This is a genomic window from Mucilaginibacter sp. HD30 (assembly GCF_054061755.1).
The window spans coordinates 956,349-970,837 of the sequence record NZ_JBSSEO010000001.1 but is presented as its reverse complement, the minus strand read 5'-3'; the positions used below and the strand labels follow the sequence as shown (position 1 = coordinate 970,837).

The 14,489-nt window shown below is 48.0% G+C and carries 20 protein-coding genes; 17 read left to right on the top strand and 3 right to left on the bottom strand.

The window, feature by feature from the left end; genetic code table 11:
• Positions 1–191 precede the first annotated feature (191 nt).
• From ACVW2L_RS04785 to ACVW2L_RS04705, 17 genes are all read left to right on the top strand, one after another.
• Complete coding sequence (locus ACVW2L_RS04785; RefSeq protein WP_457126817.1) at positions 192–1,448, top strand: aminotransferase class I/II-fold pyridoxal phosphate-dependent enzyme; 1,257 nt, start codon at positions 192–194, stop codon at positions 1,446–1,448.
• Positions 1,445–2,302: an RteC domain-containing protein gene (locus ACVW2L_RS04780; protein ID WP_457126816.1), complete on the top strand. Its 858-nt coding sequence runs from the start codon at positions 1,445–1,447 to the stop codon at positions 2,300–2,302. The genes ACVW2L_RS04785 and ACVW2L_RS04780 overlap by 4 nt, the downstream gene beginning before the upstream one ends.
• 55 nt (positions 2,303–2,357) lie before the next feature.
• Positions 2,358–2,678, top strand: coding sequence for a hypothetical protein (locus tag ACVW2L_RS04775; RefSeq protein WP_457126815.1), 321 nt, complete (start codon positions 2,358–2,360; stop codon positions 2,676–2,678).
• Between the two features lie 211 nt (positions 2,679–2,889).
• Complete coding sequence (locus tag ACVW2L_RS04770) at positions 2,890–3,399, top strand: hypothetical protein (protein WP_457126814.1); 510 nt, start codon at positions 2,890–2,892, stop codon at positions 3,397–3,399.
• Positions 3,396–3,689, top strand: a complete 294-nt coding sequence (locus tag ACVW2L_RS04765; RefSeq protein WP_457126813.1) for a DUF4134 domain-containing protein — start codon at positions 3,396–3,398, stop codon at positions 3,687–3,689. Before ACVW2L_RS04770 ends, ACVW2L_RS04765 begins: the two co-directional genes overlap by 4 nt.
• Positions 3,686–3,994 carry a DUF4133 domain-containing protein gene (locus tag ACVW2L_RS04760; RefSeq protein ID WP_457126812.1) on the top strand — a complete coding sequence of 103 codons (309 nt, stop codon included), beginning with the start codon at positions 3,686–3,688 and terminating at the stop codon, positions 3,992–3,994. The genes ACVW2L_RS04765 and ACVW2L_RS04760 overlap by 4 nt, the downstream gene beginning before the upstream one ends.
• On the top strand, positions 3,981–6,440 hold the full coding sequence (locus tag ACVW2L_RS04755; protein WP_457126811.1) for a TraG family conjugative transposon ATPase: 2,460 nt from the start codon (positions 3,981–3,983) through the stop codon (positions 6,438–6,440). Before ACVW2L_RS04760 ends, ACVW2L_RS04755 begins: the two co-directional genes overlap by 14 nt.
• A complete protein-coding gene (locus ACVW2L_RS04750) occupies positions 6,437–6,733 on the top strand; it encodes a hypothetical protein (RefSeq protein ID WP_457126810.1) in 297 nt (98 codons plus the stop codon). The genes ACVW2L_RS04755 and ACVW2L_RS04750 overlap by 4 nt, the downstream gene beginning before the upstream one ends.
• Before the next feature lie 58 nt (positions 6,734–6,791).
• Positions 6,792–7,394, top strand: coding sequence for a conjugal transfer protein TraI (locus tag ACVW2L_RS04745; protein ID WP_457126809.1), 603 nt, complete (start codon positions 6,792–6,794; stop codon positions 7,392–7,394).
• Entirely contained in the window at positions 7,354–8,052 is a 699-nt protein-coding gene (locus tag ACVW2L_RS04740; RefSeq protein ID WP_457126808.1) for a hypothetical protein, read from the top strand. Before ACVW2L_RS04745 ends, ACVW2L_RS04740 begins: the two co-directional genes overlap by 41 nt.
• Positions 8,039–8,683, top strand: coding sequence for a TerB family tellurite resistance protein (locus ACVW2L_RS04735; RefSeq protein WP_457126807.1), 645 nt, complete (start codon positions 8,039–8,041; stop codon positions 8,681–8,683). The genes ACVW2L_RS04740 and ACVW2L_RS04735 overlap by 14 nt, the downstream gene beginning before the upstream one ends.
• A gap of 6 nt (positions 8,684–8,689) precedes the next feature.
• Positions 8,690–9,895, top strand: coding sequence for a conjugative transposon protein TraJ (gene traJ / locus ACVW2L_RS04730; protein ID WP_457126806.1), 1,206 nt, complete (start codon positions 8,690–8,692; stop codon positions 9,893–9,895).
• A gap of 4 nt (positions 9,896–9,899) precedes the next feature.
• A complete protein-coding gene (gene traK / locus ACVW2L_RS04725) occupies positions 9,900–10,514 on the top strand; it encodes a conjugative transposon protein TraK (RefSeq protein ID WP_457126805.1) in 615 nt (204 codons plus the stop codon).
• Positions 10,511–10,693: a hypothetical protein gene (locus ACVW2L_RS04720; protein WP_457126804.1), complete on the top strand. Its 183-nt coding sequence runs from the start codon at positions 10,511–10,513 to the stop codon at positions 10,691–10,693. The genes traK and ACVW2L_RS04720 overlap by 4 nt, the downstream gene beginning before the upstream one ends.
• 2 nt (positions 10,694–10,695) lie before the next feature.
• Positions 10,696–11,715, top strand: a complete 1,020-nt coding sequence (gene traM / locus ACVW2L_RS04715; protein WP_457126803.1) for a conjugative transposon protein TraM — start codon at positions 10,696–10,698, stop codon at positions 11,713–11,715.
• Between the two features lie 16 nt (positions 11,716–11,731).
• The gene (locus tag ACVW2L_RS04710; protein ID WP_457126802.1) at positions 11,732–12,490 is read left to right on the top strand and encodes a hypothetical protein; all 759 of its coding nucleotides are present in this window, start codon (positions 11,732–11,734) and stop codon (positions 12,488–12,490) included.
• Positions 12,491–12,623: 133 nt separating this feature from the next.
• Positions 12,624–13,376, top strand: coding sequence for a DNA/RNA non-specific endonuclease (locus ACVW2L_RS04705; RefSeq protein ID WP_457126801.1), 753 nt, complete (start codon positions 12,624–12,626; stop codon positions 13,374–13,376).
• A 1-nt stretch (position 13,377) separates the two neighbouring features.
• On the opposite strand, the gene ACVW2L_RS04700 is transcribed toward ACVW2L_RS04705, so the two are convergent.
• The 3 genes from ACVW2L_RS04700 to ACVW2L_RS04690 form a co-directional block, all read right to left on the bottom strand.
• Positions 13,378–13,602 (bottom strand): hypothetical protein, encoded by a 225-nt coding sequence (locus ACVW2L_RS04700; RefSeq protein ID WP_457126800.1) that lies wholly within the window; start codon positions 13,600–13,602, stop codon positions 13,378–13,380.
• Positions 13,599–14,000 carry a DUF5655 domain-containing protein gene (locus ACVW2L_RS04695; protein WP_457126799.1) on the bottom strand — a complete coding sequence of 134 codons (402 nt, stop codon included), beginning with the start codon at positions 13,998–14,000 and terminating at the stop codon, positions 13,599–13,601. The genes ACVW2L_RS04700 and ACVW2L_RS04695 overlap by 4 nt, the downstream gene beginning before the upstream one ends.
• A gap of 160 nt (positions 14,001–14,160) precedes the next feature.
• Positions 14,161–14,430, bottom strand: a complete 270-nt coding sequence (locus ACVW2L_RS04690) for a DUF3072 domain-containing protein (protein WP_457126798.1) — start codon at positions 14,428–14,430, stop codon at positions 14,161–14,163.
• Between the last annotated feature and the right edge of the window lie 59 nt (positions 14,431–14,489).

The following is a 14,489-nucleotide window of genomic DNA, read 5'->3' as shown; positions in this document are numbered from 1 at the left end:
GTGACACCAAAAAACTATAAGTTTCAGGGATCATCGCGACAGATTGCCGGAACCGGCAAAGCAAAAGTTTTTTTTGGGCCCAAGTGGTGACATGGGACTTTAAAACCTAAAAATTAACACCGAATTAATTTTTAGGTCATGTCACCACTTTCGTGTTTTTTGGAACCTAAGTTTAGGTTTAAAATTTACCGATGAACATAGACTTTACCACCGCCAGCTTCAAAGATTTCGAAAATATCCCGGGCCAGGATATTTTCGCTACCGCCAATGAATTCCAGCGCTACCTGGATTTCCTGAAAGATAACGGTCATTTGAATTACCGCATACAATCCCTGAGCCCGGTCGGGCCGGAAATGGACCTGATGCTTCCCGGTCATGCCGAACCTAAGCGGTCAGTTTGCCTGGTTTCCAACGACTACCTGGGTTTCAGCCAGCATCCGAAGATCAAAGAGGCGGTCATTAATGCCACGCGGCAGTTCGGCACGGGTTCCGGCGCATCCCCGGCGATCGGCGGTCATTTCTCTTATCATGCAGAACTGGAAAAGAAGATCGCGCAATTTTACACGAAGGAAGATGCGATCCTTTACACGACCGGCTATACGGCCAACAGCGCCACCCTGCAATGCCTGCTGCATAAAGAAGACCTGGCCATACTCGATATGGCCGTTCATGCCAGCGTATACGAAGGCGTGCTCACCACTACCGTAAAAACCTTCCTGCACAATAACCTGGAAATGCTGGAGCAGGTACTGCGCAATGCGCAAACCCAATACCGGACAAAAATGGTGATCATTGACGGTGTGTACAGCCAGGATGGCGACCTGGCACCGATCAGCCAGATCGCGGAACTCACGCACCGTTATGGCGCTTACCTGGTGGTCGACGATGCGCATGGCGTCGGCGTGGTTGGCAGCAACGGCCGGGGCGTGATCGAACTGTTCAACGCTTTTGACCAGGTGGATATCATTACCGGCACCTTCAGCAAAGCTTTGGGTAATATCGGCGGTTATGTGGTCGCTAAACCGGAGATCATCAATTATCTCAAGTATCAATCCAAACAGCACCTCTTTTCCACAACCGCAACGCCCGCCATCCTGGGCATCACGAGGGCGATCGCGCTGATCGATGAAGAGCCGCAATGGCGAACGAAACTGTGGGATAATATCAATTACCTGAAAAACGGTCTGACCGGCCTGGGCCTGGATATCGGCACCACGGCCTCCGCAGTGATCCCAGTCAAGATCGGGGACATTCCCAAAACTTTGGAAGCCGGGCGCCTATTGTTGAAAGCCGGCATCTACACCAACCCGATTATGTACCCGGCCGTGTCCAAAAAGAATGCGCGGATCCGTATGAATATTATGGCGACCCATACCCGCGCGCACCTGGATGACGTGCTTAACGCCTTTGATACGATCAATAGACAACTACAAATCTCCAGGGCATGAGAAGTACCGCCGAACGTTTCCACGCCGCCATGGAAAGCCAATTAGCAGAGGTGATCATTAATAGTCCGACGGCTACCGAGCAATACCGGAGGTCGATCATCATCTGCAAAAAAGCGATGACCAAGCTCAAACGCTATATTTCCAGCTACTCGTTTGAAAACACCGCCGACGAGATTCATTTTTTTAAAGAGGTCAAGCCTTTGTTTTACAGTAAGTATATCTATTTCATCAATGTATATAATTACCTCATTCAGCTGCCGGCCGGCGGTGAGGAGGCGCTCCGGAGCTACATCAATTTCCAGCTGAGGGACCTGCAGCGCTTCTTTGACAGTAACAAGGCTTTCTATCAGTACTATCGTTCGGGCGGCACTCAGATGGATGCAGTTTACTTTACGCGCGGAGGCTTTGATGTGCAAATGGAACTCGAGGATTTCGAAGAAGATGAACAGTATTCCACCAGTCATGACTATAAACTCTCCAAGATCATGGCCAACGAGAAGTTCCAGGAGTACCTTAATATTGAACTGGCCAGGCTCGGCAATCCTGAGCTGGTCATCCGTAAGATTTTTCCGTTTAACCACCCCCAATGGACCGCCAGCCACACGGATGCCGCAGAATTGCTTTACGGCCTGCAGACGGCCTGCGCCATCAATAACGGCAATATCGATATTACGGAGCTCGTAGCGATATGGGAATTCATTTTCCAAATGGAGATCAAGGAACCCTATCACAAGCTGCTGGATATCACCAAACGTCAAAAAGAAATGTTCGTATTTCTGACCCGCTTAAGAAACAGCCTTTGGAATTTTATTAAACAAAAATTCAGTAAAGGACTGCCACCTGATATCAATTGAGTATACCTTGCAGGTTTACAAAAACGACCAAGAGCTAATTCTTATCTTTGATAAAATGGAAGATTATTCAGACCAAGATTTAACACAAGCAGCTATCGTAATTACTTCGCTAACTACTAAATGCGAAAAATCTTTAATTAAATTGACGGAGAGAAATTCCCAACAAACTTTGCTTATAAACAGAATTAGAGGTTTAAGAATTGCTTTAGATTTAATTAGAAAAGAAATAGAGGTTCGCACAAAAAACGCTAACCAAATAGAAAATCCAACAAAAAACAAAAGCGGCGAAAAGCCGGTACCACCGCCATCCCTCATCATCCGTGAAGGACATATCAATACAACAGATGCCCCGGCTGTAGTCAGTACCAAAAAATAAATCCTTTTGGGGAGTAGCGAAGGCTTGCAGTATTCAGCAAGCCTTTTTTGTTGGTCGATAATTACGTTTAATCCACCGGCTGAAAATATATTTCAGTTCATTTCCTGCCATATCGATCCTTCTTTCCGGATATAACACCCCACGCGGCGCCACATGGGGTAGTATCCTTTTAAGACCGATGCAACTTTGCTTTCAACAAAAACGAAAGCATATGTTAAACATGATCTCCTGGCAGCAATACATGACTGCCGTCATCTTAATCTCCGCAGCCTGGTACGCTTATGTCGGTCTGCGTTACTACCGTCCGGAGCTTCAGGCTGTCCTGAAAATCAAGTCCGCCGCACCGACTGCGGTCCCGTCGGTGGCTAATCAACTGACCGCGGTGATGGGGGCTGTCAAACCCGATGCTGATACCGGTATTTATGAACCGGAGGAACTGCTGTTCAGCAATTCCTCCGTGGATGACATCAGCGACCAGACCATTCCTAAAGGGCCGGCCGACGACCTGCTGGCTGAAGCCATGGCACTGGTAAGCGCTTACAGCGAAAATGACAATAAAGCTGAGTTCCTTTCCCTTTTTAAAATTTTACTGGACAAATACGAAGTCTTTGCTGATGAGATCAGCCTGCCAGCAATCATCAAAAGCCTGAGCGACTTCGCCGCGACCAAACTCCCATTTCAAATCCAGGCCGCTGAATGGCCGTTAACCTTCGCATCATGAAAAAGATCAAAGCAATTATCGCACTGCTGTTCATCGCAACAGTCAGTGTAGCACAAGACGGCAACGCCGGTATCAACGAAGCCACCAATCAGGTCAAAAGCTATTTTTCAACCGGCACCAATCTCATGTACGCGATCGGTGCCATCATCGGTCTGGTCGGCGCGATCAAAGTTTATAAAAAATGGAATGACGGCGAGCATGACACCGGCAAGGTCGCTTCCAGCTGGTTTGGTTCCTGCATCTTTTTAGTTGTGGTCGCTACGGTCCTTAAATCATTTTTCGGGGTATGAGCTATCAGATCAACAAAGGCATTAACCGTCCCATTGAGTTCAAGGGATTGAAAGCCCAATACATTGGTTATTTAGGCGGCGGCCTGGTCGGTCTGCTGGTGCTGTTCGCGGTAATGTATCTCATCGGCCTGGCGATTTATCTCTGTATCCTGATCATTTGCGGCTTAGGCAGCCTGCTTTTTTATAAAGTATTCGGCCTGAGCCATAAATACGGCGAACATGGCCTGATGAAACGCAATGCGCGCCGGTACCTGCCCACGTATTTAAAATTCAAATCAAGGAGACTATTTTATGAAAAGCGCTGAACAAATATTTCCGATCTACAAAGTGGAGCATGACGCGCTGTTATCCATGCAGGGTGAATTGAGCATCGCCTATGAACTCCGTTTGCCAGAATTGTTTACGCTGTCTAACGATGAGTACCTGGCTTTTCATCAGACCTGGGTCAAAGCCATTAAACTGCTTCCCAGGAATAGCATTCTGCACAAACAGGATTGGTTCGTAGAAAGCAAATACAGCGCAAGCTTTGGCGATCAGACCTTTCTGAGCCATGCCAGTGAGCGATTCTTTAATGAGCGGCCATTTCTGGCGCATCATTGCTACCTGATCCTGACCAAAAGGCCGGAGAATTACAAGCCGGTGAGCAGCGCCGCCAGCAGTCTGATGCGCAAACACCTGACGCCGGCGCAAAGTACGGATGGTGAACTGTTCCGGGATTTCCTGGACAGCGCAGGTCAATTTAAACGCGTGATGGAAGACAGCGGCCTTGTCAATTTGCGCAGATTAAACGATAACGAACTGTCCGGCACGCTGGTCAAACCAGGCATTTTAGAACAATATTGTTTTTTGCTCGACCAACAGGCAGCGCCGGAATTAAAGGATATCCATTTACAGGAAGAGATCCGTATCGGTGATAACCGCTGCCAGCTCTACACCCTCGCCGATCCCGAAAACCTGCCCGCGTTATGCGGACCACGTATTACCTATGATCAGTACAGTACCGATAAAACGAAGTTCAGTACCGGATTTGCCAGCCCTGTCGGCGCGCTGCTGAACTGCAACCATATTTACAACCAGTATCTATTTATTGAAGACAGTGCCAAAACCCTTAAAAAACTGGAAGCCAAAAAGCTGCGCCTGCAGTCGCTGTCGGCATACTCCCGCGAAAACGCAATCGGCCGTGATGCCACCCAGGAGTTCCTGCACGAAGCGATCAGCCAGCAACGGCTTCCGGTCAAGGCACATTTCAATATCCTGGCCTGGACCGATGATAAGGCCAAGCTTAAAGACGTTAAAAATAAAGTAAGCTCGGCGCTGGCCCAGCTGGATGCGCAGCCCAAACAGGAAACGGATGGTGCACCGCAGATCTGGTGGGCCGGCCTGCCCGGCAACAGCGGGAATTTCCCGATGAATGACACCTTTGATACGTTCGCTGAACAGGCCGCTTGTTTCTTTAACCTGGAAACGAATTACCGTTCATCTTTATCACCCTGCGGCATCCGCCTGGGCGACCGGCTTTCCGGTAAGCCGCTGCATGTGGACCTGAGTGATGAGCCGATGAAGAATGGTATCACGACCAACCGTAATAAATTCATTCTCGGGCCTTCCGGCAGCGGCAAATCGTTTTTTACCAATCACCTGCTGCGGAGCTATTATGAACAGGATGCCCACATCGTACTGGTAGACGTTGGCCATAGTTATGAAGGGCTTTGCGAATTCGTAGGCGGTTATTATTTCACCTACAGTGAAGACAGCCCGATCAGTTTCAACCCCTTTTATGTCGGCGAGGGTGACACACTCGATACCGAGAAGCGCGAAAGTATCAAGGCTATGATTTTGGCGCTCTGGAAAAAAGAAGATGAGGGCGTATTACGTTCGGAATATATTGCCATCTCCGACGCTTTGTACCATTATTATGAAAGCGAGCCCGAGTTTGCCTGCTTCAACTCCTTTTATGAATTTTTGAAAGGTCCTTTTTTCGAAACCATGAAGCAAAGCAAGGTAAAGGACCAGCATTTCGATATCGACAACCTGCTGTTCGTGCTCAAACCTTATTACCGGGGCGGTGAGTATGATTATTTGCTGAATGCGACCGAGAACCTGGACCTGCTTCAACGCCGCTTTATTGTTTTTGAGCTCGATAATATTAAGGATCATCCCATTCTGTTCCCGGTCGTTACCCTGATCATCATGGAAACCTTCGTCTCGAAAATGCGGAAACTATCGAAAGAGACCCGCAAAATGATCCTGATAGAGGAAGCGTGGAAAGCCATTGCACGCGAAGGCATGGCCGAATATATCAAGTACTTGTTTAAAACGGTGCGGAAGTACTTTGGTGAAGCGCTGGTGGTTACACAAGATATTGAGGACATCATTTCCTCCCCTGTTGTAAAACAAGCCATCATTAATAACAGCGACTGTAAAATCCTGCTCGACCAGCGGAAATATCAGAATGACTTTCCCAAGATCCAGCAGCTCTTGGGGATCACTGATAAGGAGACGGCGCTCATTATGAGTATGAACCGGGCTAATGATGAACGCTACAAATACAAAGAAGTATTTATCAGCCTGAATGGCCAGTTATCCCGGGTCTACCGCACGGAGGTTAGCCGGGAAGAATACTGGACCTATACCACCGAGTCAGCCGAGAAGGCTAAGGTGAAAGCCTACAAAAAGAAATATGGCGATATCCGCAAAGCGATAGCGGTCATCGTTCAGGAAGAACAACAAACTAAAAATGACGCCGCATGAGAAAGTTGATTATCGTTTGCATCGTATTGATTGTTTCTTGCGGTCAAGTAAAGCAAGAAGGACTGTTTGTGTATCATGGAAAAAATGAGTTTACGATTGGTGATGATACTTTGATCATAAAAGATGGAATAGTCACAAATAAAGTCGGTTATAACAGAATTCGGAATGGTCAGATAAAACCTAGACAGTTCATTACAAAGCAATGGCGATTAAATGAACCCGGAACACCAATTATCATTTTCAAAAACAATGGGGTAACTGCCAACAGTAACTTTTATAGAAAGGTATATTAAGATGAAACTTTTCAAGATTACAATCATAACTGTGCTTTTAATTCATGCACAAATTGCAATGGCTCAATATCAAGTCGTCACTTCGGTGGTAAAAAAAGTAATTAAAGCCATTGACCTGAAAGTTCAGCGGATGCAAAACCAAACCATCTGGCTGCAGAACGCCCAAAAGACGATAGAGAATGAGCTATCGAAATTTCGGCTTACTGAGATTTCAAACTGGTCAGAGAAGCAAAAGACCCTGTACAATGACTATTACCAGGAATTGTGGAAGGTCAAGTCAACGATCGCCTATTACCAACGCATCAAGGACCTGACGTTTAGACAGGTAGCTTTAGTCGGTGAATATCAAAGGGCCTGGAAGCTTTTTCTATCGGACAAGCATTTCAGGCCAGAAGAGATCTTGCAAATGCAACGGGTTTACACCGGCATTTTGGATGCGAGTGCCAAAAACCTTGATCAGATCATAATGGTGATCAATCCCAGCAAAACCCAGATGAGCGACCAGCAGCGGCTGGACGCCATTAACAGGTCTGGGGACCTCCTGGATGAGAATTACAGTGACCTGAAACAATATAATAATCAGAATATGATCCTGAGCTTGCACCGGAGCAAGGACCTGAATGAATTACAAACGATCAGAAACTATTATGGATTGCATTAAAAGAGCGACAAATCTTCGCAGTAAAGCCAGGAGTTTGCTGGCCTTCGTTTTAGTGACGGCGGCAATGAGCCATTGTGCCCAGGCGCAGACTTTTGCCGAATGGTTCAGTCAAAAGAAAACGCAAAAAAAGTATCTGTTACAGCAGATCGCAGCACTTCAGGTTTATAGCGGCTATCTGAAGACGGGCTACAGCATCGCCAAAGGCGGCCTGAGTTCCATTGGAGGTTATGTCGGCAATGAATACGGCTTGCATGGCAGTTATTATACCCACCTCAAAACGGTCAATACAGCCGTCAAAAGTAATCCGCAAGTAAATAATATCATGCGATGGCAGCAGGATATATTGAAGCAAACAGCAGCCATCAGGAAACAAACCGGTTTGACGGCTACAGAAAACGCCTACACCGGCAAAGTTTGCCGGGCCTTATTAAGTGATTGCGATGCCCGTCTCGAGGATCTCCAAGCGATCTTATCCGATAGTAAAGTAGCAATGAGCGATGAGGAACGCATCAGGCAGGTCGCCAGACTTCATCAGGCCATGCAAGATAACTACCGTTTCGCGGCCAACTTCAGATCGCAGTTACAGCTCTACGTCCGGAACAGAGAGCAAGAGAAAAATGATCAAAACACTTTAAAGAATTTATATGCAAACCGTTAGAAAACTAGTACGCTGTGCGGCTATCCTATTAGCCGTCATGCTCATGGCCTATAACACAAAAGCACAAAGCGACGAACTGCAGCAGTTGCTATTGAATGTCGAAAAACTCACGCAGTTTAAAGCCATTTTATCAGATATGAAGCAGGGTTATCAGATCTATCAGCAAGGCTATGGCACGATATCCAATTTGTCGAAAGGCAACTTCAACCTGCACAATGTTTACCTGACCGGCTTGATGGCGGTAAATCCTGCGGTACGGAACAATCCCAGGGTCGCGCAAATCGTAGGCCAGCAGAGTGACATCCTCAGCGAATACCGCAGATACGCCGGCCTGTTCCGGCAAAGCGGCAGCTTCAATATTCAAGAGCTGAGCTACTTTAATAATGTTTATCAGCAGCTTGTGAAGCAAAGCGATAACAATATCGATGAACTCGCCAATGTCACGACCGCCGGGAAATTAAGAATGTCCGATGACGACCGGCTCCGGGCGATCGACCGGATCTATAACAACAGTACGGAACAGTTGCAATTCCTCCGGTACTTTAACCGCAAAGCCGTGCAGGTCAGCTTGCAACGCAGCAAAGAACGGCATGACACCGCGACGCTCAAAAGCCTTTACGGCATAAACTAAATAATCATGAAAAAGAAAACTTCATTGATCGCTTTACTGGCGATTGCAGCCACTGCTTTGCCGCAAATTGTGCGGGCCGACGGCCTGGCGGATAATATTCATGGCCTGCAGGGCGTGCTAAATAACGTTTATACCGAAATGCTGCCCATGTGCAGCCAGCTGATCGGCGTGGCCCGGGCGATAGCCGGATTTGGCGCACTCTGGTACATCGCCGCCCGGGTGTGGCGGCACATCGCCAATGCTGAAGCCGTTGACTTTTATCCTTTGCTACGGCCTTTTGCCTTAGGTATGGCCATACTATTATTTCCAACAGTGATCGCGGTTATCAACGGCATTATGAGCCCGGTGGTCACCGTAACCGGTGGCATGGTCAAAAACTCCGACGCCGCTATAGAACGATTGTTGGCACAAAAACAAGCGGCCATCGAAAAAACGGACACCTGGCAAATATACGTCGGTGATGACGGCGAGGGCGACCGTGATAAATGGTATAAATACACCCATCCAGATGATTTGCAACATAAGAAAGAAGGGATAATTGACGGGCTTGGTAACGACGTCAAATTCGCCATGGATAAAGCCAGCTATAAATTCCGTAACAGCGTGAAGCAATGGATGTCGGAAATATTACAGGTGGTCTACGAAGCTGCGGCGCTTTGCATCAACACCATCCGCACCTTTTACCTGATCGTACTGGCGATACTCGGCCCGCTGGTGTTTGGCCTATCGGTTTTCGACGGTTTCCAGCATACCCTCACGACCTGGCTGGCTAAATATCTGAACGTTTTCCTCTGGTTACCTGTGGCCAATATCTTCGGCAGTATCATCGGTAAAGTGCAGGAAAATATGCTGAAGCTGGATATCCAGCAGGTGCAAAGCGCCGGCGATACTTTCTTTAATTCGACCGATACGGCCTACCTGATCTTTTTATTGATCGGCATCGTCGGCTATTTCACCGTGCCTGCGGTCGCAGGTTACATCATCAATCCCGGCGGTGGCAACGGTTTACTAAATAAAGTCACCAACCTCACCTCCATTAGTCTCAGCTCGGTTAAATCTTCCTCCTATGCCGCCGGTATGGCAGCCGGAGGCCGGATGGCGCAAGGGGCAACCAACATCATCCAGGCACCCGGCCGTATTGCCGAAGGCTACCGCTCGGCAGGTTCAAACGAAGTGCAGGCGGAAAAACTAAACAAAAACGCTAAAAAATAACATCATGTTCACACACCTCAGAAATATCGAAACTGCTTTTCAGCAGAACAAACGCATCGTCGCGCTGGTCATTATCAGCAGCGCATTGGTATCTATCGCGGCCATCTATTTTTCGTTCGCGGCCTACCAGAAAGCCTCCGGCCATATTTACGTTTTGGCCAACGGTAAAGCGTTGGAAGCTTTTGCCGCCGACCGCAAAGACAATATTCCGGTGGAAGCCCGTGATCATATCAAAATGTTTCATCATTATTTTTTCACCCTGGATCCCGACGAAAAAGTTATTCAAAGCAACATCACCAAAGCCTTGTATCTCGCTGACGAGAGTGCGAGCAATCAGTATAATGGGCTCAAAGAAAAAAGCTATTACAATAACCTGATCTCCGGCAATATCAGCCAGCAGATCACGGTAGACAGCATACAGCTGAACATCAACCGTGTGCCCTACTATTTTAAGTGCTTTGCGACCGAAAAACTGATCCGCGCAACGTCGACGATCAACAAGGTACTGGTCACCCAGGGCTATCTGCGCAATGTCAGCCGCTCGGATAATAATCCGCACGGTTTCCTGATCGAACGCTGGGAAACCATCACTAACCGCGACACCACGCTGGCACCATGAAAAAGTTTCAGCAATGGTTTAACCAGTTAAGACCGGCACAGCAAAAACGAATGCTGGTGATGTTTTGCCTGCTGTTTCTGATCCTGCTTTTGCTGAGCATCGGCTACCAGCAAATGCGCCTGGATACCGGAACAATCGCACAACCCCGGTTCAAAACAGATACAATTAAACACAGATAATTATGGAAAAGCAACGAAAATTCCTGTTGGTACTGCCGCTATTGGTGCTACCATTTATGACCATGGCCTTCTGGGCTTTAGGCGGCGGCAAAACTCCAGATCAGCAAGTGGTGAACAGCCGCGGCCTCGATACGGACCTGCCGGAAGCACAATTCCGGGACAAGGATAAACAAGATAAAATGGCCGTCTACCAGGCCGCCCAGCACGATTCCACGCAAGACGGCGTAAGTCCGGCATTTTTAAAATCGATGGGGCTGGACAAATCTGCTCCGAACACCGATTCCATAGCCACACCCGATGATCAGGCGCAAAAGATCCAGGCAAAACTTGCCCAACTGAACCGGCAGCTCAGCCAGCCTCAGCCAACACCGCCGGGCAGCAGCTTTGATGAACCCGAGCCGCAACAGGTGAAGCAATTAAAGAAAATGATGCACAGTATGAACAGTGGCGGCAGCCGGCCGGATCCCGAAATGCAGCAACTCAATAACATGCTGGATAAGATACAGGCTATTCAAAATCCTTCATCGCTTGCTGTTCCGGCACCTAAGCCGGAAGCCGGGAAGCCTTTCCGCGCCATCCCGGCCATTATTGCCGGGAAGCAAAAGGTAGCTGATGGTGCCGCTGTCAGGTTGCAGTTAACGGATACGGTTACGATCAAGAAGCAGCTGTTGCCCAAAGGTCAGGAGCTCTTCGGCGTGTGCCAGGTGACCAACCAGCGCCTGCTGCTCACGATCCAGAACATCCGGTTAGACAAACAGATCATTCCGGTCAGCCTGACCGTCTTTAGTTTAGATGGCATGCCCGGCATTCCGGCACCGGAAGCAGAACTGGGCGGCGCCGCAGGTAACGGTGCCGACAATGCTATCCAAAGTATGCAGTTCCTTTCTATGGATCAAAGTCTCGGGGCGCAGGCTGCTGCCGGCGGCATTAATGCCGCTAAGGGCTTATTCAATAAAAAGATCAAGAAAATCAAAGTCAAGCTGAAGGACGAATTTCCCGTCCTTCTAAAAATCAATCGTTAATTAAAAATCAAGTATTATGAACACAGAAAATTTAAGTTATCTGCAAAAGCAATTGCTCAACCTGGGGTTTGGCGAGAAAGCAAATGAAGAATTAGAAAAGAACATGCAAGCCGGTAAGAAGGAATTCACCCTGACGACGGAACAGGAGTACAACAAACAGCCTGTTGACTACATCCTGCATTATAAGGCCGGTGACCAGAATGACAGGTACTTCTTTAACAAGTACGATGCTTCATTAAGAGACCAGGAAATGCAGCAGACCTTTTACATCAACAAGGGCAGCGGTATCACTGCGAAGGAAGCCTATAACCTGATGGAAGGGCGCGCCGTCCACAAAGAACTGGAGAATCTGGAAGGCCAGAAATACAATGCCTGGATCGTTTTGGATAAAGAAAATAAAACCGAGAATGGTAACTATAAACTGCGCCCATTCACGGATGGCTGGAATTACAAACCCGAACGGGCCATCGACAAACTGGACATCGTGGGGATCAACGAAGAAGGTGCGCGCGAAAAGCTGTTAAAGTCTTTGGAAAAAGGTAACCGCCACCAGGTTACGGCGATGAAGGATGGCAAGGAAGTAAAACTGTACCTGGAGGCCAACCCCGCTGAGCACCGCGTTAACCTGACCAACTGGAAAGGCGAAGCGCAGCAACTGGAGCATTATAAGAAGCCTGAAGTGAAGAAAGAGCAAAAGCAAGCCAATAAACAAGCGCAGAATCAGGAGGATGCGCCGGCAAAAAAGCAAGGTAAAGGCGCTAAAATAAAAATTTAAAATTAAATTTACCGCATCTTAAAAAACTGGCATTCTTGCCGGTTTTATTGTGATAAGGTTTAGGTTGAAAGTCCCCGGCAGCGAGTGTTTAGGGGACTTTTATTATTATCTTGCCGCCGCCTGACACGAATCCATGAAAAAGCTGCTGACTATTCTGTTATTTATCGTTTCCGCCAGCCCCATCAGGGCGCAAACCATCAACGCGGCTTATGTCAAAGCGCTGTACCAACAATACCCGACTCAAAAATCCGATCTGTGCCCGGCCTGTAAATTATGGGTCAATCCTTATTACAAATCTGTCGCAGATACGGCCCGGCACCTGCCCCTGGTCACGTATTATATTTATACCCAGGCGCACCGGATCGAACAGGAAACGGCCAACGTGCCCCGTACCGGTATTTACGCCGCCTGGCATCCCGCCTTCGGCCAGCCCGATGAAACCAAAGTCTATAAACAGGCTAACGTGGAATCGCCGGACATGATCGCCAAAGGTCACTGCCAGGCCTGGATCTTACTGGCCTGGTGTGCAGATGCCGCAATTCTATCGGACACCTATACTTTCAATGCCGCCGCTGAATACCAGGGGCAGAACATCGGCACGGAGATCGCCACGGAAGAACTGACCCGGAAACTCACGGATCACACAGATAGTATCCGCATCTGGTGCGGTACGTTTGGTAGTAAACAAACCTATACCAAAAACAGCGTGACCATTACGGTCCCGAGCCATTACTATAAGATCATTCAATATGATCAGGAACTCTTGTGTTACTGGATGCCTAACCTGCCGACGGAAAAGCGGGCGCTGCTGCCTCAGCGGCAAGTTAGCCACGCCCAACTGGTCAGCAATTTAGGATTTGACCCCATGGAGATTTTCCAGGAATAAGTTAATTGAGCTTGATGTAGGCGGCCAATTGACTCGCCGACTTAAACGCCCGGCAACGAACCACCTGATTTGATTGGCCGTCATAATACACTTCGGTATAAAATTCAGGGTGACTGTAAAGCGCAACCTTTAATCCCTCCTCCCCTCGCACATCTACAAAATTACCCTGCATGGCAAAGGCGGCCTGGTCTCCGGCACTTAAAGCATTAAATTCGTATAGCGTCATTTTAATTCGTAGGATTCCCGAATATAAGTAAACAAAGCCGGCCGCAAATCATCCAGGGATGAAACCCGGATATGATTCTCAAATTTCTTGCCTGAAGCCACACTTTTTTTGACCGGCTTTTCCGGGTGCGACACGCTGGAATAGAATTTGATGTCCAGTTCTTTCTTCATCGGCCGGATGATCAGGAAGCCTACGCGACGGGTAAAAACGATGCAGTTAGGGGTTACACCGATCAATACTTTTGGCCAGTCTGCGACCTCGGCGAGTATTTTATCAAAGGTCAGGATCAGTTCCGGGGAACGGCCTTCGAACAAGCTGTCCAGGCTCACCCGCGCACAATAATGCCGGTATTCTGCCCAGGGCAGTTCGCGATCACATTTCGGACATGTCCAGCTCATAAAATTTAAACCACCTGTACGGGTACTTGTTTCTCCCCCTGTCAAAGTTATAGCATTGAATATGATTTATGCGCGTCTAACACCCTTTCAACGTATGGCGGGTACGCATAAAAAAGCAGCCCTGAAGCTGCTCTCTTATCCAATAATAAATGGCCGCTCTTTAGTCATTTTCCCAACCGCGACCAGTTTTTTGTTGTAATTCTTCGATACGTTTTGACGCCTCCGCCTTGGTCAGGTTTTCATCGAATGTTTCGCCGGCTTCCGTGCTCAGGGTCGTTAAATAGGAATGTTGGGCGCCTGTCATGGCCTCGTCGCCGGTTGTCCAGTCATCCGGATCTTTAATCGTATTCGAACCTTTATTCCCGGTTTCACTGTTGACCTCTTCGTCTCCACGAAAAAGTTTTTCCTCGTTATCATTGCTCGGTATCATATGCTTACTAATTTATTTAGTAACAACAGGGTATTGATTTAGTTTTAGATAGGGTTCAC

What these genes read in the sequence shown, in the direction of transcription:
- ACVW2L_RS04785 (WP_457126817.1), top strand. Translation starts at nt 192, where the DNA reads ATGAACATAGACTTTACCACCGCCAGCTTCAAAGATTTCGAAAATATC.
- ACVW2L_RS04780 (WP_457126816.1), top strand. Translation starts at nt 1,445, where the DNA reads ATGAGAAGTACCGCCGAACGTTTCCACGCCGCCATGGAAAGCCAATTA.
- ACVW2L_RS04775 (WP_457126815.1), top strand. Translation starts at nt 2,358, where the DNA reads ATGGAAGATTATTCAGACCAAGATTTAACACAAGCAGCTATCGTAATT.
- ACVW2L_RS04770 (WP_457126814.1), top strand. Translation starts at nt 2,890, where the DNA reads ATGTTAAACATGATCTCCTGGCAGCAATACATGACTGCCGTCATCTTA.
- ACVW2L_RS04765 (WP_457126813.1), top strand. Translation starts at nt 3,396, where the DNA reads ATGAAAAAGATCAAAGCAATTATCGCACTGCTGTTCATCGCAACAGTC.
- ACVW2L_RS04760 (WP_457126812.1), top strand. Translation starts at nt 3,686, where the DNA reads ATGAGCTATCAGATCAACAAAGGCATTAACCGTCCCATTGAGTTCAAG.
- ACVW2L_RS04755 (WP_457126811.1), top strand. Translation starts at nt 3,981, where the DNA reads ATGAAAAGCGCTGAACAAATATTTCCGATCTACAAAGTGGAGCATGAC.
- ACVW2L_RS04750 (WP_457126810.1), top strand. Translation starts at nt 6,437, where the DNA reads ATGAGAAAGTTGATTATCGTTTGCATCGTATTGATTGTTTCTTGCGGT.
- ACVW2L_RS04745 (WP_457126809.1), top strand. Translation starts at nt 6,792, where the DNA reads ATGGCTCAATATCAAGTCGTCACTTCGGTGGTAAAAAAAGTAATTAAA.
- ACVW2L_RS04740 (WP_457126808.1), top strand. Translation starts at nt 7,354, where the DNA reads ATGAATTACAAACGATCAGAAACTATTATGGATTGCATTAAAAGAGCG.
- ACVW2L_RS04735 (WP_457126807.1), top strand. Translation starts at nt 8,039, where the DNA reads ATGCAAACCGTTAGAAAACTAGTACGCTGTGCGGCTATCCTATTAGCC.
- traJ (WP_457126806.1), top strand. Translation starts at nt 8,690, where the DNA reads ATGAAAAAGAAAACTTCATTGATCGCTTTACTGGCGATTGCAGCCACT.
- traK (WP_457126805.1), top strand. Translation starts at nt 9,900, where the DNA reads ATGTTCACACACCTCAGAAATATCGAAACTGCTTTTCAGCAGAACAAA.
- ACVW2L_RS04720 (WP_457126804.1), top strand. Translation starts at nt 10,511, where the DNA reads ATGAAAAAGTTTCAGCAATGGTTTAACCAGTTAAGACCGGCACAGCAA.
- traM (WP_457126803.1), top strand. Translation starts at nt 10,696, where the DNA reads ATGGAAAAGCAACGAAAATTCCTGTTGGTACTGCCGCTATTGGTGCTA.
- ACVW2L_RS04710 (WP_457126802.1), top strand. Translation starts at nt 11,732, where the DNA reads ATGAACACAGAAAATTTAAGTTATCTGCAAAAGCAATTGCTCAACCTG.
- ACVW2L_RS04705 (WP_457126801.1), top strand. Translation starts at nt 12,624, where the DNA reads ATGAAAAAGCTGCTGACTATTCTGTTATTTATCGTTTCCGCCAGCCCC.
- ACVW2L_RS04700 (WP_457126800.1), bottom strand. Translation starts at nt 13,602, where the DNA reads ATGACGCTATACGAATTTAATGCTTTAAGTGCCGGAGACCAGGCCGCC.
- ACVW2L_RS04695 (WP_457126799.1), bottom strand. Translation starts at nt 14,000, where the DNA reads ATGAGCTGGACATGTCCGAAATGTGATCGCGAACTGCCCTGGGCAGAA.
- ACVW2L_RS04690 (WP_457126798.1), bottom strand. Translation starts at nt 14,430, where the DNA reads ATGATACCGAGCAATGATAACGAGGAAAAACTTTTTCGTGGAGACGAA.